Origin of the sequence: Pseudomonas sp. BIGb0278 (assembly GCF_024809895.1) — a bacterium.
GTDB classification, from domain to species: Bacteria; Pseudomonadota; Gammaproteobacteria; order Pseudomonadales; family Pseudomonadaceae; genus Aquipseudomonas; species Aquipseudomonas shirazensis.
Genome location: NZ_JANUEL010000002.1, coordinates 266281 through 282974 on the forward strand (window position 1 = coordinate 266281; position 16694 = coordinate 282974).

The 16694-nt window shown below is 63.8% G+C and carries 12 protein-coding genes; 10 read left to right on the forward strand and 2 right to left on the reverse strand.

What is annotated here, in order from left to right; all coding sequences use genetic code 11:
• Positions 1-4: 4 nt before the first annotated feature.
• From M2396_RS09940 to M2396_RS09980, 9 genes are all read left to right on the forward strand, one after another.
• Entirely contained in the window at positions 5-1009 is a 1005-nt protein-coding gene (locus M2396_RS09940) for an aspartate carbamoyltransferase catalytic subunit (RefSeq protein ID WP_101315718.1), read from the forward strand.
• The gene (locus tag M2396_RS09945; protein ID WP_259074513.1) at positions 1006-2277 is read left to right on the forward strand and encodes a dihydroorotase; all 1272 of its coding nucleotides are present in this window, start codon (positions 1006-1008) and stop codon (positions 2275-2277) included. Before M2396_RS09940 ends, M2396_RS09945 begins: the two co-directional genes overlap by 4 nt.
• Before the next feature lie 294 nt (positions 2278-2571).
• Positions 2572-3102, forward strand: a complete 531-nt coding sequence (gene hslV / locus M2396_RS09950) for an ATP-dependent protease subunit HslV (RefSeq protein WP_188035187.1) — start codon at positions 2572-2574, stop codon at positions 3100-3102.
• A gap of 73 nt (positions 3103-3175) precedes the next feature.
• Positions 3176-4522, forward strand: coding sequence for an ATP-dependent protease ATPase subunit HslU (gene hslU, locus M2396_RS09955; protein ID WP_259074516.1), 1347 nt, complete (start codon positions 3176-3178; stop codon positions 4520-4522).
• Between the two features lie 144 nt (positions 4523-4666).
• Positions 4667-5044 carry a gamma-butyrobetaine hydroxylase-like domain-containing protein gene (locus tag M2396_RS09960; protein WP_101315708.1) on the forward strand — a complete coding sequence of 126 codons (378 nt, stop codon included), beginning with the start codon at positions 4667-4669 and terminating at the stop codon, positions 5042-5044.
• Positions 5045-5396: 352 nt separating this feature from the next.
• Complete coding sequence (phaC, locus tag M2396_RS09965; RefSeq protein ID WP_101315706.1) at positions 5397-7076, forward strand: class II poly(R)-hydroxyalkanoic acid synthase; 1680 nt, start codon at positions 5397-5399, stop codon at positions 7074-7076.
• A 55-nt stretch (positions 7077-7131) separates the two neighbouring features.
• Positions 7132-7983 carry a poly(3-hydroxyalkanoate) depolymerase gene (gene phaZ / locus M2396_RS09970; protein ID WP_101315704.1) on the forward strand — a complete coding sequence of 284 codons (852 nt, stop codon included), beginning with the start codon at positions 7132-7134 and terminating at the stop codon, positions 7981-7983.
• 87 nt (positions 7984-8070) lie between these two features.
• Positions 8071-9753 (forward strand): class II poly(R)-hydroxyalkanoic acid synthase, encoded by a 1683-nt coding sequence (gene phaC / locus M2396_RS09975; protein WP_150571197.1) that lies wholly within the window; start codon positions 8071-8073, stop codon positions 9751-9753.
• A 4-nt stretch (positions 9754-9757) separates the two neighbouring features.
• Complete coding sequence (locus M2396_RS09980; protein WP_101315700.1) at positions 9758-10372, forward strand: TetR/AcrR family transcriptional regulator; 615 nt, start codon at positions 9758-9760, stop codon at positions 10370-10372.
• 121 nt (positions 10373-10493) lie between these two features.
• Here M2396_RS09980 and M2396_RS09985 read toward each other — a convergent pair whose 3' ends face one another.
• Both M2396_RS09985 and M2396_RS09990 read right to left on the reverse strand, forming a co-directional pair.
• On the reverse strand, positions 10494-11252 hold the full coding sequence (locus M2396_RS09985) for a phasin family protein (RefSeq protein WP_259074521.1): 759 nt from the start codon (positions 11250-11252) through the stop codon (positions 10494-10496).
• Positions 11253-11262: 10 nt separating this feature from the next.
• Complete coding sequence (locus M2396_RS09990; protein WP_101322926.1) at positions 11263-11682, reverse strand: phasin family protein; 420 nt, start codon at positions 11680-11682, stop codon at positions 11263-11265.
• A gap of 200 nt (positions 11683-11882) precedes the next feature.
• On the opposite strand from M2396_RS09990, the gene M2396_RS09995 reads away from it, so the two are divergent.
• Positions 11883-16613, forward strand: coding sequence for a DUF6543 domain-containing protein (locus M2396_RS09995; RefSeq protein WP_259074524.1), 4731 nt, complete (start codon positions 11883-11885; stop codon positions 16611-16613).
• The last annotated feature ends 81 nt before the right edge of the window (positions 16614-16694 follow it).

Sequence of the window (16694 nt, forward strand, 5' to 3'; positions counted from 1 at the left end):
CGCGATGACGCCACTCGACGCCAAGCGCCCGCTGCAGCTCAATGATCAGGGCCAGCTGCGCCACTTCCTCTCGCTTGATGGTTTGCCCCGCGAACTGCTCACCGAGATTCTCGACACTGCCGACTCGTTTCTTGAAGTCGGCGACCGGGCAGTGAAGAAAGTCCCGTTGCTGCGCGGCAAGACCGTGTGCAACGTGTTCTTCGAAAACTCCACCCGCACCCGCACCACCTTCGAGCTGGCGGCCCAGCGGCTGTCGGCCGACGTCATCAGCCTGAACGTGTCGACCTCCTCGACCAGCAAGGGCGAGACCCTGTTCGACACCCTGCGCAACCTTGAGGCCATGGCCGCCGACATGTTCGTCGTGCGCCACTCCGACTCGGGCGCGGCGCACTTCATCGCCGAGCACGTGTGCCCGGACGTTGCCGTGATCAACGGTGGCGACGGCCGCCACGCGCACCCGACCCAGGGCATGCTCGACATGCTCGCCATTCGCCGCCACAAAGGCAGCTTCGAGAACCTCTCGGTAGCCATCGTCGGCGATATCCTGCACTCGCGGGTGGCCCGCTCCGACATGCTCGCGCTGAAGACCCTGGGCTGCCCGGACATCCGCGTGATCGGCCCGAAAACCCTGATCCCGGTGGGCATCGAGCAGTACGGCGTGAAGGTCTACACCGACCTCGCCGAAGGCCTCAAGGACGTCGACGTGGTGATCATGCTGCGCCTGCAGCGTGAGCGCATGGCCGGCGGCCTGCTGCCCAGCGAAGGCGAGTTCTACCGCCTGTTCGGCCTGACCACGGCGCGCCTGGCCGGGGCCAAACCGGATGCCATCGTCATGCATCCGGGGCCGATCAACCGCGGCGTCGAGATCGAATCGGCAGTCGCCGACGGTAAACATTCGGTAATCCTCAACCAGGTCACCTACGGCATCGCCGTGCGCATGGCGGTGCTGTCGATGGCCATGAGCGGGCAGAACACGCAACGACAACTGGACCAGGAGCACGCCCTGTGAGCATCAGTATTCTTGGCGCCCGGGTCATCGATCCGATTAGCGGCCTGGACAGCATCAGCGACCTGCACCTGGAAGCGGGCAAGATCGTCGCCATCGGCGCCGCCCCGGCCGGTTTCAGCGCCAGCCGCAGTATCGACGCCAACGGCCTGGTCGCCGCACCGGGCCTGGTCGACCTCGACGTCGCCCTGCGCGAGCCGGGCTACAGCCGCAAGGGCAACATCGCCAGCGAAACCCGCGCGGCCGTCGCCGGTGGCGTCACCAGCCTGTGCTGCCCACCGCAGACCAAGCCGGTGCTGGACACCTCGGCAGTGGCCGAGCTGGTGCTCGACCGTGCCCGTGAAGCTGGCAACAGCAAGGTCTATCCGATCGGCGCCCTGACCAAGGGCCTTGAAGGCGAGCAACTGGCCGAGCTGGTGGCCCTGCGTGATACCGGCTGCGTAGCATTTGGCAACGGTTTGAAGCAGATCCCCAACAACCGCACCCTGGCGCGCGCGCTGGAGTACGCCGCCACCTTTGACCTGACCGTGGTGTTCCACTCCCAGGACCATGACCTGGCCCTCGGCGGGCTGGCCCACGAAGGTGCGATGGCCAGCTTCCTCGGCTTGCCCGGCATCCCGGAAAGCGCCGAAACCGTCGCCCTGGCGCGCAACCTGCTGCTGGTCGAGCAAAGTGGCGTGCGTGCGCACTTCACCCAGATCACCAGCGCCCGCGGCGCCCGCCTGATTGCCCAGGCGCAGGCACTGGGCCTGCCGGTCACAGCCGACGTAGCGTTGTACCAGCTGATCCTCACCGACGAAGCGCTGCGCGACTTCTCCAGCCTGTACCACGTGCAGCCACCGCTGCGTACCGCGGCGGATCGCGATGGCCTGCGTGAAGCGGTCAAGTCGGGGGTGATCCAGGCGATTTCCAGCCATCACCAGCCGCACGAGCGCGATGCCAAACTGGCGCCGTTTGGCGCTACCGAGCCTGGTATCAGCAGTGTCGAGCTGTTGCTGCCGTTGGCGATGACGCTGGTCGAGGATGGCCTGCTGGATCTGCCGACCTTGCTTGCGCGACTGACCAGCGGGCCTGCCCAGGCACTGCGCTTGCCGGCAGGTGAGCTGAAGGTTGGCAGTGCGGCGGATCTGGTGTTGTTTGATCCAAAGGCCTCGACCGTGGCCGGTGAGCATTGGCTGTCGCGCGGCGACAACTGCCCGTTCATCGGCCACTGCCTGCCGAGTGCGGTGCGCTATACGCTGGTGGACGGCCACATCTGCCACGAAGCCTGAGGCTTGGCGCGGCCGTTCCTGCACCGACCGCGAACACCGCGATCTGTAGGAGCGGCCTTGTGTCGCGAAAGGCCCGCACAGCGGGCCCGGCGATGTCGGCGGCGAAGCTGAAAATATGGGGCCGCTCCGCGACCCTTACGCGACACAAGGCCGCTCCTACGCCGACCGCGTACCCCATCGGGCATCGCTTGGCCCTGAAGCCAACCATCCATCCGCCAAGGTTGAAATCTTTCCCCCCTCCCCCCATATGAGTCTGCATCAGGCATTTTCGCCCCGCTGCGTGGAGACTCTCCCTTGACTACCATCGTTTCAGTCCGCCGCCACGGCAAAGTCGTCATGGCGGGCGACGGCCAGGTATCCCTCGGCAACACCGTGATGAAAGGCAACGCGAAAAAAGTCCGCCGCCTGTACCACGGTCAGGTCATTGCAGGCTTCGCCGGGGCCACTGCCGATGCCTTCACCCTGTTCGAGCGCTTCGAAGGCCAGCTGGAAAAACACCAGGGTCACCTGGTTCGCGCCGCCGTCGAACTGGCCAAGGAATGGCGCACCGACCGCTCCCTGAGCCGCCTCGAAGCCATGCTCGCCGTGGCCAACAAAGACGCCTCGCTGATCATCACCGGCAACGGTGACGTGGTCGAGCCAGAAGACGGCCTGATCGCCATGGGTTCCGGCGGCGCCTTCGCCCAGGCCGCTGCCCGCGCACTACTGGACAAGACTGAGCTGTCGGCTCGCGAAATCGCCGAAACCGCGCTGCACATCGCCGGTGACATCTGCGTGTTCACCAACCACAACCTGACCATCGAGGAGCAGGACCTGGCCGAGTGATCAGTTGTTCTGGCGTCCCGCTCAGCGCGGGACTTTTCCACACTGATTACTGTGCCCGAGGACCGAATAGATCATGTCCATGACCCCCCGCGAAATCGTCCACGAACTCAACCGCCATATCATCGGCCAGGACGACGCCAAACGCGCCGTCGCCATTGCCCTGCGCAACCGCTGGCGGCGCATGCAGCTGCCGGCTGAGCTGCGCGCTGAAGTCACCCCGAAAAACATCCTGATGATCGGTCCGACCGGCGTCGGCAAGACCGAGATCGCCCGTCGCCTGGCCAAGCTGGCCAACGCGCCGTTCATCAAGGTCGAAGCGACCAAGTTCACCGAAGTCGGCTACGTTGGCCGCGACGTCGAGTCGATCATTCGCGACCTCGCCGACGCTGCGTTGAAGCTGTTCCGTGAGCAGGAAATCATCCGTGTGCGCCACCGCGCCGAAGATGCCGCCGAAGACCGGATACTCGATGCACTGCTGCCACAGGCCCGCAGCGCCAGCAGCTTTGCCGAAGAAGCCGCGCCGTCGAGCAGCGATACCAACACCCGTCAGCTGTTCCGCAAGCGCCTGCGCGAAGGCCAGCTGGACGACAAGGAAATCGAGATCGAAGTAGCCGAGAGCATGGGCGTCGACATCGCCGCTCCGCCCGGCATGGAAGAGATGACCAACCAGCTGCAGAGCCTGTTCGCCAACATGGGCAAGGGCAAGCGCAAGTCGCGCAAACTCAAGGTCAAGGAAGCGCTGAAGATGGTCCGCGAAGAAGAAGCGGGCCGCCTGGTCAACGAAGAAGAGCTCAAGGCCAAGGCCCTCGAAGCGGTCGAGCAGCACGGCATCGTGTTCATCGACGAGATCGACAAGGTGGCCAAGCGCGGCAATGTCGGCGGCGCCGATGTCTCCCGTGAAGGCGTACAGCGCGACCTGCTGCCGCTGATCGAAGGCTGCACGGTCAACACCAAGCTGGGCATGGTCAAGACCGACCACATCCTGTTCATCGCCTCCGGTGCATTCCACCTGAGCAAGCCGAGCGACCTGGTACCCGAGCTGCAAGGCCGTCTGCCGATCCGCGTCGAACTCAAGGCGCTCACCCCGGAAGACTTCGAGCGCATCCTGCAGGAGCCGCACGCGTCGCTGACCGAACAGTACCGCGAGCTGCTCAAGACCGAAGGCCTCACCATCGAGTTCGCGGCCGACGGCATCAAGCGTCTGGCCGAGATTGCCTATCAGGTCAACGAGAAGACCGAAAATATCGGTGCGCGTCGTTTGCACACCCTGCTTGAACGTCTGCTCGAAGAGGTTTCGTTCAGTGCTGGCGACCTGGCCAGCGCGCATGACGACGCGCCGATCCGGATCGACGCCGAGTACGTCAACGGCCATCTGGGTGAGCTGGCGCAGAACGAAGATCTGTCTCGGTATATTCTGTAAGACTGCTGGGGGCTGCTACGCAGCCCTTTCGCGACACAAGGCCGCTCCTACAGACATCGCGGTCCCCTGTAGGAGCGGCCTTGTGTCGCGAAAGGGTCGCGGAGCGGCCCCCATGGCCCTCAGCTCCGAAAGAGATCCCGACCCATGCCCCGCCTCCCAACCGCGATCAACCTGCACAAAGCCTCGAAAACCCTCGCCCTGACCTACGCCCCCGGCGAGGTCTACCAGCTGCCGGCCGAATTCCTGCGGGTGCACTCGCCTTCCGCCGAGGTCCAGGGCCACGGCAAACCCATCCTGCAATTCGGCAAGATCAACGTCGGCCTCATCGGCGTGGAACCGGCCGGCCAATATGCACTGAAATTGATCTTCGACGACGGCCATGACAGCGGATTGTTCACCTGGGAATACCTCGAACAACTCAGCCTGCGTCAGGCCGAGCTGTGGGCCGACTATCTCGACGAGCTGCGCAAGGCCGGCAAATCCCGCGATCCTGCCGAATCTGTGGTCAAGCTGATGCTCTAGCGCAAGGATTGTCATGTTTAGAGCGCATTTTCTAATTTGCTCTGCTTGAATGGCTTGATGCCAGCCAGGGTTTGGGCTGTCTTGCGCAATACATGAAAGTCGGGTAACCAATGGAGCTGGCAAGCTCCCTGCATTGCATTCAGCCAAGCAGGGCCGAGCCGGTTGTTGTAGAGGTCGCGAGCGAAAGCAGGCTGTCTTCACACGCAGAATCCCCCGCAGCTCATCACCACTACGCATCCGCTCGCCGCAGCGCTGTTCCTTATCACTGGTCACCCGAGCGATCTGTACCGGCATGTGCTGTGTATCTGCCTCAGCCAGCCGGTACTCGTCTCAGGACAACGGAGCGTCGTAGATGAGTAACAAGAACAACGATGACTTGCAGCGCCAGGCCTCGGAAAACACCCTGGGCCTGAACCCGATCATCGGCATTCGCCGCAAGGATCTGCTCAGCACGGCGCGTACGGTGTTGCGCCAGGCCATTCGCCAGCCGCTGCACAGCGCCAAGCACGTCGCCCACTTTGGCCTGGAACTGAAAAACGTGCTGCTGGGCAAGTCCAGCCTGCAACCGGCCGGCGACGACCGCCGCTTCAATGATCCAGCCTGGCAACAAAACCCGCTGTACCGACGCTACCTGCAGACCTACCTGGCCTGGCGCCAGGAGCTCAACGACTGGATCAGCACCAGCGACCTGTCGCCACAGGACATCAGCCGCGGCCAGTTCGTCATCGGCCTGATGACCGAGGCCATGTCGCCGACCAATACCCTGTCCAACCCGCAAGCGGTCAAACGCTTCTTCGAAACCGGCGGCAAGAGCCTGCTCGATGGCATGTCCAACCTGGCCAAGGACATGGTCAGCAATGGCGGCATGCCCAGCCAGGTCAACAAGGACGCGTTCGAAGTGGGCAAGAACCTCGGCACCAGCGAAGGCGCAGTGGTGTTTCGCAACGACGTGCTCGAGCTGATCCAGTACCGGCCGATCACCGAACAAGTGCACGCCCGGCCGTTGCTGGTGGTGCCGCCGCAGATCAACAAGTTCTACGTCTTCGACCTGAGCCCGGACAAGAGCCTGGCGCGCTTTTGCCTGCGCTCGCACCAGCAGACCTTCATCATCAGCTGGCGCAACCCGACCAAGGCCCAGCGCGAATGGGGCCTGTCGACCTACATCGATGCGCTCAAGGAAGCGGTCGACGCGGTGCTGGCGATCACCGGCAGCAAGGACTTGAACATGCTTGGGGCCTGTTCCGGCGGCATCACCTGCACCGCGCTGGTCGGCCACTACGCTGCGCTCGGCGAGAACAAGGTCAACGCTCTGACCCTGCTGGTCAGCGTGCTCGACACCACCATGGACAACCAGGTCGCGCTGTTTGTCGACGAGCAGACCCTGGAGTCAGCCAAGCGCCACTCCTACCAAGCCGGCGTACTCGAAGGCAGCGACATGGCCAAGGTGTTTGCCTGGATGCGCCCCAATGACCTGATCTGGAACTACTGGGTCAACAACTACCTGCTTGGCAACGAGCCGCCGGTGTTCGACATTCTGTTCTGGAACAATGACACCACGCGCTTGCCGGCGGCCTTCCACGGCGACCTGATCGAGATGTTCAAGAACAACCCGCTGACCCGCCCCCAAGCGTTGGAAGTGTGCGGCACGGCCATCGACCTCAAGCAGGTCAAGTGCGATATCTACAGCCTGGCCGGCACCGCCGACCACATCACGCCGTGGCAGGCCTGCTACCGCTCGGCGCATCTGTTCGGTGGCAAGATCGAGTTCGTGTTGTCCAGCAGCGGCCACATCCAGAGCATCCTCAACCCGCCAGGCAATCCCAAGGCGCGCTTCATGACCGGTGAAGATCGCCCGGACAGCCCGCTGGCCTGGCAGGAAAACGCCATCAAGCACGCCGACTCCTGGTGGCTGCACTGGCAAGCCTGGCTCGGCGAGCGTGCGGGCGAGCTGAAAAAAGCCCCAGCGCGGCTGGGCAATCGGGCCTATGTCGCCGGCGAAGCTGCACCGGGCACCTACGTTCACGAACGTTGAGCATGACCGCCACGGCCTAGCGCCGTGGCGCTTCGTTCCTCACAGAGTTTCGCGCATGCCGCAACCCTATGTTTTTCGCACCGTCGAGCTGGACGACCAGTCCATCCGCACGGCGGTTCGCCCAGGCAAGCCGCACCTGACGCCGTTGCTGATCTTCAACGGCATCGGCGCCAACCTTGAGCTGGTGTTTCCATTCATCGAGGCGCTTGACCCGGACCTCGAGGTAATTGCCTTCGACGTGCCCGGTGTGGGCGGCTCATCGACGCCGCGCCAGCCATATCGCTTTCCTGGCCTGGCCAAGCTGACCGCGCGCATGCTCGACTACCTCGACTACGGCCAGGTCAACGTCATCGGCGTGTCCTGGGGCGGCGCCCTCGCCCAGCAATTCGCCCATGATTACCCCGAGCGCTGCAAGAAGCTGGTGCTGGCGGCCACGGCGGCCGGCGCGGTGATGGTGCCGGGCAAGCCCAAGGTGCTGTGGATGATGGCCAGCCCGCGGCGTTATGTGCAGCCATCCCATGTGATACGTATCGCCCCGCTGATCTACGGCGGCGCGTTTCGCCGCGACCCGGAACTGGCTGCCCGGCATGCCGCAAAAGTGCGCTCGGGCGGCAAGCTCGGTTATTACTGGCAACTGTTCGCCGGCCTTGGCTGGACCAGCATTCACTGGCTGCACAAGATCAGCCAGCCGACCCTGGTGCTGGCCGGTGACGATGACCCGTTGATTCCGCTGATCAACATGCGCCTGCTGGCCTGGCGCATCCCCAACGCCCAGTTGCACATCATCGACGACGGTCACTTGTTCCTGATTACCCGGGCCGAAGCGGTGGCGCCGATCATCATGAAGTTTCTCGAGCAGGAACGGCAGCGCGCACGGATGCACCCGCGCCCCGCCAGCGGCACCTAGCTACACCTGTGCATCTGGCGCTGTTCGGGCAGTGACGCCGCGACCGCGCTGGTGCAACCGACGCCATCACAACGAGGGAGTGTTGTCATGCAAGAAAAGCCGGCCAAAGGCAACTCACCCGCCCCGGTCACGGTGATGAATGTGCAGAACGCCATCACCGGCCTGCGCGGTCGCGACCTGATTTCGACACTGCGCCAGGTTGGCCGTCAGGGCCTGCGCGATCCGCTGCACACCGCCCGCCACCTGCTCGCCCTGGGCAGCCAACTGGGCCGGGTGATGCTCGGCGATTCGCCGCTACAGCCGCACCCGCGTGACACCCGCTTTGCTGACCCGACCTGGCAGGACAACCCGCTGTACCGACGCGGCCTGCAGGCGTATCTGGCCTGGCAGAAACAATCGCGGCTGTGGATCGAGCACAGTTCACTGTCAGCAGATGATCGCGCCCGCGCGCAGTTTCTGCTCAACCAGATCAACGACGCGCTGGCGCCGAGCAACTCGCTGCTCAACCCGCTGGCCGTCAAAGAGCTGCTCAACACCGGCGGGCAGAGCCTGCTGCGCGGCCTTGGCCACCTGCTTGACGACCTGCGCCACAACGACGGCATGCCGCGCCAGGTCGACCAGAGCGCCTTCGCCGTGGGTGGCAACGTGGCCAACACGCCCGGCGCGGTGGTGTTTCGCAACGAGCTGCTGGAGCTGATCCAGTACCAGCCGATGAGCGAGCAACAGCATGCGCGGCCGCTGCTGATCGTGCCGCCGCAGATCAACAAGTACTACATTTTCGACCTCAGCCCCGGCAACAGCTTCGTCCAGTACATGCTCAAGAACGGCCTGCAGGTGTTCATGGTCAGCTGGCGTAACCCGGAACCGCGTCACCGCGAATGGGGCCTGTCGAGCTACGTGCAGGCGCTGGAGGAAGCGCTCGATGCTTGCCGCAGCATTACCGGCAACCGCGACCCGAACCTGCTCGGCGCCTGCGCCGGCGGCCTGACCATGGCGGCCTTGCAAGGCCATCTGCAGGCCAGGAAGCAACTGCGCAAGGTGCGCAGCGCGACCTATCTGGTGAGCCTGCTCGACAGCCAGTTCGACAGCCCGGCCAGCCTGTTTGCCGACGAGCAGACAGTCGAAGCCGCCAAGCGCCGCTCCTACCAGCGCGGCGTGCTCGACGGCGCTGAAGTAGCGCGGATCTTTGCATGGATGCGGCCCAACGATCTGGTCTGGAATTACTGGGTCAACAACTACCTGCTCGGCAAGACCCCGCCGGCCTTCGACATCCTCTACTGGAACGCCGACAGCACGCGACTGCCGGCAGCCCTGCATGGCGACCTGCTGGACTTTTTCAAGCTCAACCCATTGGCCCACGCCGATGGCCTGGAGGTGTGCGGCACGCCGATCAATCTCAAGCAGGTCGAGCTGGACAGCTTTCATGTCGCCGGCAGCAACGATCACATCACGCCCTGGGATGCGGTGTACCGCTCGGCGCTGCTGGTCGGCGGCAAGCAACGCTTCGTGCTGGCCAACAGCGGCCATATCCAGAGCATCATCAACCCGCCCGGCAACCCCAAGGCCTACTACCTCGACAACCCACGCCTGAGCAGCGACCCGCGCGCCTGGTTCCATGATGCCAAGCGCAGCGAAGGCAGTTGGTGGCCACTGTGGCTGGAGTGGATCGGCCAGCGCTCGGGGCCGCTGAAGGCTCCGCGCAGCAGCCTGGGCAACACCACCTATCCACCCCTGGCGCCGGCACCTGGCACTTACGTATTGGTGCGCTGACTCGATGAAGACCCGTGACCGTATCCTTGAATGTGCCCTGCAGTTGTTCAACCAGCAGGGCGAACCGAATGTGTCGACGCTGGAAATCGCCAACGAGCTGGGCATCAGCCCGGGCAACCTGTACTACCACTTCCACGGCAAGGAGCCGTTGGTCAACGGCCTGTTCGAGCGCTTCGAAGAGGCCCTGATGCCGCTGCTCGATCCGCCGCTGGACGTGCGCCTGGACGCCGAGGACTACTGGCTGTTCCTGCACCTGATCGTCGAGCGCATGGCCCAGTACCGTTTCCTGTTTCAGGACCTGTCGAACCTGACCGGGCGCCTGCCCAAGCTGGCCCGCGGCATGCGCAGCCTGATCAACGCGATCAAGCGCACCCTGGCGGCGCTGCTGGCCAGCCTCAAGGCGCACGGGCAGGTCACCAGCGATACTCAGGCGTTGGGGCAGTTGGTCGAGCAGATCACCATGACCCTGATGTTCTCGCTGGACTATCAGCGCGTGATCGGCCGCGCGGCCGACGTCGGGGTGGTGGTGTATCAGGTGATGATGCTGGTAGCACCGCACCTGCAAGCACAGGCGCGGGCGGCGGCGGAGCAGTTGGCGGTGCGGTATCTGGAGGGGTAGACCTGAGGCTCCGGCGTTGGGGCCTTCGCGGGCAAGCCCGCTCCCACGGAGCCTGCGCTGAGCTGCTGATCGGCGCTGTACCTGTGGGAGCGGGCTCGCCCGCGAAGAAGACGACGCGTTATCAGATCAGGGTATCGGTACCCGTTGGTGCCGACGGCGTGCTGCTGCCCGGAGCCGCGGCAGATGCGGGTGCTGCGGTAGCGGCCGGAGCGGCGCTGGCTGCCGGTTTGGCCGGCGCTTTCTTCGGCGCAGGCTTCTTCGCTGCCGCTGCCTTGGCCGCTGCCGGTTTCGCCGCAGGCTTGGCAGCTACAGACTTGGCCGCCGGCTTGGCTACAGGCTTGGCCGCTGCGGTTTTAGCCGCTGGTTTGGCGGCTGCCGTTTTGCCTGCAGGCTTGGCGCCGGCGGTTTTGGCGGCTGCTTTGGCCAACGGTTTTGCAGCAGATTTGCCTGCGGCCGCCTTGGACACCGGCGTCACCGACGCGCCAGTCAGCTTCTCGATCTGCTTGGTCAGCGTGTCGACCTGCTGGTGCAGCGCCTTGATCTCGTTGCGGCTCGGTACACCGAGGCGCGAGATAGCACTGTTGAGGCGCTTGTCGAAGGCTTCCTCCAACTCGCCCCACTTGCCCAGCGCGCGCTCCTTGACGTCGGCAACGCGCGAAGAGGTTGCCGACTTGGCTTCATCAGCCGCCGAATCAACGGTCTTCTTCGCCTGCTTCTCGGCTTTTTCGCCGTCCTTGACCAACGAATCAAACAGCTTGGGGCCGTCCTGATCGACCTTGGAGTAGATACCCAGGCCAGCCAACCAGATCTTGCGGGAGTACTTCTCGATTCCGCCGATCCAGGAGCCGCCTTCTTTATCGATATTCTTCTTGCCAGCCATCCTGCTCTCCTTATGGTTTGCGCGCGACACGCTCGAGCAACTCGTGGAGTTGTTCCAACTTGATGGACAACGCCTCAACGTCATGTTTAGACGGAATGCCGAGGCGATTCAAGCCACGCGCGACACGCGCATCAAAAGCTTTTTCAATTTTGTCGAGTTGAACTTCAACCTTGCCACGTACGCGGCTGACTTCTTCACCGGCTTCATCGATCTGCTCGTTGGCGGCATCGAGCTTTTTGTCGATGACTTTCTTGCCACGCTTCTCGACGCCTTCGCCAGCCTTGACCAGCTCCTTGAAGTAGTCGGTGCTCTCCTGGCCGACTCGGGCATAGGCGCCCAGGCCTGCCAGCCAGACTCTGCGCGCATAGTTACGCACTTCGTCCAGCGTGCCTTGGGCGTCGTCTTTTTTCTTCAGATTGATCTTGGCCATGCTCTGCACCTCTCGCTCATAGGGGATGGAGGAACTGCCCACGGACTTCGGGCTTGAGCACAACGGTATGCAGAAAAATTAGAATTCTCACCCTAAGCGACGCAACCGCAACGACCAGGCCCACGTTTGATGTATTTACCGCAGGCCACCACCGCCGCTGGCCTAGCGTACGAGCTCCTTTCGCACTGGAGACCTGCACCATGCCGCTTGCCGCCCCAACGCCCATCGCTTCGATCCAACGCCTCGTCGCGGCGCGCTTCGCCAACCGCCCCAGCCTGCGCCAGGTCATTGCCCACGAAGGCCTGGAGACGCTTGCCAGGCGCTATCCGTGGATTCGTACCAGCTACCCTCAGCTCGAATCGCTCGAAGGCTTCAGCATTATCCACGCCCAAGCCCCCGGCGCAGGGCCTGGGCAAAGCCCGCTGGTCGACACGCTGATCGCCCACCTGCTCAGCGGAAAGCGCATGGCGTTGGCGCCGACCGATCAGCTCAGCCTGGCAACGGGACAGGTGTTTCACCCGCAGCAAGCCGGGCCAGGCCAGCCAGAGATCGATCTGCGCATGGCCGACCTCAACCAGGATTTCGACGCCCTGCTGGCCTGCGTGATCGACAGTTTCCAGCAAGCCCAGATCGGCTTCTGGAACGCCCGCGAAGGCGATTCGGAAATCTCCGCTCTGCGCTGGATGCAACAGTTATTGAAAGCAAACCTGCTGGCCAACATCCAGCGCCAGGGCCTCGGCGACGCCGAGAAGAGCGTGCTGTACGGCTTGCTCGAGGGCCGCAGCGATGGCCTGGTGTGCCATGCCCTGCAGGTCAGGCTCAACAGCGCGGGGGTCGAGCACTGCCTCTCACTCAGCAGCACGTTGCTCTGTGCACGCCACGCCGATCGTGACTTGCTGCTCTGGTGCAAGCCCACCGGCACCGTGCACGGTTACCACGACCTGTCCGCCCTCGCCTGCGCCCTGCGCGACGAATTGGCACAGCGGTATCACTTCGAATCGATGGTGTGGGCGAAGGCGCCGCTGGAGGAGGATACGTTCGCACATCAGGCCCGCCAGCTGCTCAATGGCATCCTCGATGAGATTGGCCGCCTGCGACTGGCCGATATCGCTACCCCGCGTGAACTTGAAGCGGCGCTGAGCCTGCTCAGTGACCCTGCGGCCGGCTTTCTCGATCAGCCGTGGCCGCCAGCGGCCCAACCCAACATCGAAGTACCGGGCTGGCTGGCCCAGGCCAGCGCGGGCGATCGTTTCCAGTACCAGACGGCCATGCTCCAGTTAGCCGCCAGCCAAGCCTTGGCCAAAGGCGAGACCTCGTGGGGTGATATCGAAGACCTCAACCAATACGCCTCACGCTGCCTGCGTGAACAGATGCACGCGGATCATCCCCAGGGGAGGCTGTTACAGCCAGACCAGGTGCTGGCGAGCATTGCCCAAAGGGTGCAGACCTCTTCGCTGACCTTCGATCTTCAATACCTCAGAACCGAGTCGCTCACCGCGCTGGCCATTACCCGCCTGCAGGTCGGCGAGCATGAAGCGGTGACCGGCATTCTTCTGGCCGACGGCTCGCAACCGCCTCAATGGCTGACTCCTGAGTATGTCGACAGGTTGATACGGACAGTCGACATCGGCGGGCGCTACCCGGGGTACGTCAATGCCGCGCTGCAGGATGCCCGCAACACGGCCCACCGGGTGCGGCTGCACGCCCGCGAATGGCGCAGCCATCTGCTGCTCGGAGCCCTCCAGGCGAAGATCGCTGGCCAGTTGCGGGACCGCAGCTGGCAGGCGTTGGCCGATTTCTGTGACCGGCCCGGGGATCGCTCCAGCGTCCACGCCATGGCCCCGCTGGCGTTTCTCTGTGCGCCGCAAGCGGCTGCGGCCAATGAGGTCCAGGGCATGTTCCTGATCCGGCTCCAGGCGAACGGGCCCTGGGTGCTTTACCGGGCGCTTTGCAACGAGCAGGTCGTACGCGAATTCGACGACCTCGAGCAACTGATGGACAGCGTTCTCGCCGATCAGCCCCTGCAGCAAGACATGCTGGACTGGATGGACGACGACGCTCGCGCGATCTATGAAGACGGTGGTTTCCAGCGACCGCACCTGCACCGCAATCTGTCTGAACTGGCGCACCTGCTGGCCCCTGCAGACATGCTGGATGCACTGCTGAGTCGATTGCGCCAGCCGGCAAGGGTGCGCTTCAGCGCCTGGCAGGGCGATCTTGACCAGCACATGTTCCAGGCCCGCGGCAAGGCCCTGCTGGTGCTGGCGTCCAGGCAAAGCGTCTCCAACGCTCAACAACGCTGGGCACTGATCAGTCAACTGGCCTGGCTGGCCTTCAACACGGTCGCATCGGTGCTACGCGGTCCAGCCGCGTCAGTGGCCTGGCTGATCATCAGCCTGGCGGCACTCAAGGATGACCTCGCCGCGCTGGAGCGGGGTACGCCTGAAGAGAAGGCCCTGGCTGTCACTGACGTGCTGACCAACCTGGCCATGCTGCTGGTTCACGGTCATGCCAGCGGGGCGCAACCGGACACACTGTCCACACCCCTCAAGCCACGTCTCGAAGGGCCCAGACCGCACGAACCCGGCGCCACGCTCAACCGTGAGGAACCCTCTCCGGCGCCCTGGCAGGAACCCGTCGAACAAGGCCGTCCGGCACCTTTGCGGGTGAGTGGTTGGCAGGGTCGGCAAGGCCTTGGCCATTTGACCGCGGCGCAACGTGAGACGCTGGCCGGCCTGCGCGCAAGGATCTCCCTCGCCGGGCACAGCGCCCAGCCGCACGGCCGCCTGCGCGGCCTGTTCAAGGTGAATGAACGTCACTATGTGGTGCTCGACCACGAGCCCTACGAAGTCCAGGAGACCTTTGCCGGTGTCCGCATCGTCGGCCCCGAGCAGAACCAGAGTGAGTGGTCGGGACAGTGGGGCGGCGCGCCGGACGGTTACTACCTGCCTGATCGAGAACGTGCCCAGGGCCCCTGGATCACCCGCTGGAACGGCGAGTGGCGGCTCGACCTGAGGCTGGCCGGCGGGATGCCGAAAAGCAGGCGCCAGGCGGTCGCAGAGAAAGTGGACCATTTCAACGCGCTGCAGCAGCGTCGCCGCAACAACGACAGCGAGCTGACCAAGCTGGCACCGCTCGCAGAACGCAATGCGCAGTTGCTCAGCGCCTATGATCAAGAAGCCGCAGCTTTTCGAAGCGACATGGAAAAACTGCCGCCTGATGCGCGCGCAGCGCTCCCGGATGATCTGCGTATCCGTCTGGAAAACCTGCATGGGCAGCGCAAGCAACACCGCCCCATCCTCGGAATAATGGCCTCCATTTTCGAGAAACAGTCCGTGCTGATCGAGTCCAATATTGCGCTTTTCACTGAACTCGGCGAACCGCAGTACCAGCGCATGGACCCTGAGGCTCGCGCCCGTCGGGCCCTCAATCAATGGTATGAGCAATCCATAAACAACGATCAGTACCTTTATCATCGGTTACTGGAGCTGACCGATTACGACTCTCTCAGTCAGCAATCACGGGAGCTCGCACGCCTTCCTGTCGAGCCAGCAGAGATCGAATTAGCCACCACGTTTCGCCGCACTGTCGCCGAGGCCCTCACCACCCACCAGCGTATGCTCACCGTCAGCGAAAGGCTCGACGCCAACATCCGCATGATCTACGCCGACCACCGAATCCAGTTCGAGAACCAGCAGGAAAAGATGAGCAAGGCGGTTGCGTATCGCACCTATTCGACCCTCATGGTGCGTGGACAGATCTTCAGCGATCTCGCCCAGTTGGTGATCGACAGGACGCGTCTGGAGCCCGAGAGTTTTGAAGCAGTGCTGCGCCTGCAGGCGGGTCTTCGCAGCAGTGACTTTCATCAGGCCATGCTCAGCCATGACAGCCTCGAAGGCACCGCCCTGGAACCCGCGGAGAGGGTGGAGGTGCTGGGCAACGCATTGCGCGAATACCGCGCCTCGCTGGGCAAGGCCCACGAACTGTTGTCGCTCGACGAGCCTGCGGTGGACAAGCCCAGGGTCGAGGACTACATCCGCGAGCTTTCCCAACTGGAAGCACTGACCGTCGAGCAATTGAGCAACACCCTGCGCGACAACGACAGTGGCGCCACGCCGCCAGTTGTGCCGATGACCCACAGGGAACGACCGGGCAACCGTCGTTTGATCCGCACCGCTCGCGGCAAGCCGCTGCTCGCCGAGCAAAACGATCAAGGAACGCTTGCAGTCCAGCATGATCCGCTCACCGACCAGGCAGTCAGCCACTACGAGCAGCGTGACGGCCAATGGGCCGAGGCGGCCAAAGCCGCGCCGACCCCGCCCGGTAACGCCTACCTGCGCCGTGTTGGCTCAAGCCTGCTGGCGCGCAAGGACGCCAGGCTCGCACTGGCCGCCCGCTACCTGAACGAGCCCAACAGCCTCGCCGACCTGCTGGACTGGCACATCCAGGACATGGACGGCATTGCCACGCAGCTTGAAGCCGGCCAGGAGCAGGCGCTTGCCACCCAACTGCGTGAGGCCATCGGGCAAATGCAAAGTGAAAAGCGCCGCCTGCTGACGCAGGCCTACCTTGATACCCGCCACCCTGACAGCCAGGCGTTGCACTTTCTGGTGGCGCAAGGCGAGGTACAGATCCAACGCGTGCCGACCACGCTGCGTAAACGGCTCAAGGACAAGGATTACCTGGATGTCTACGCCATCAACCGCACGATGCCGCACCAGCAGCTATGGGAAGCGCACTTCCATTACTCCAGCGCACAAGCCGCGCCACGCGCGTTTGCCAAAGGCCACCTGAAGTTCTGGGAGCCACGCGCGATGAGCCGGGAAGAACAACTGCAGCGCACAGTCAACCCGGCGGAGCGGGTGCGCATCTACCGCGGGGATCTACGCCTGGAGCAGATCGAAGACCTGTTCCCGTTTTCCGCCCCCTAGCACGCCTCACTGAGCGCACCTGTACTGGGACGGCTGCGCAGCCCATCGCGACGCAAGGCCGCTCCCACAGAGGCGGCACAT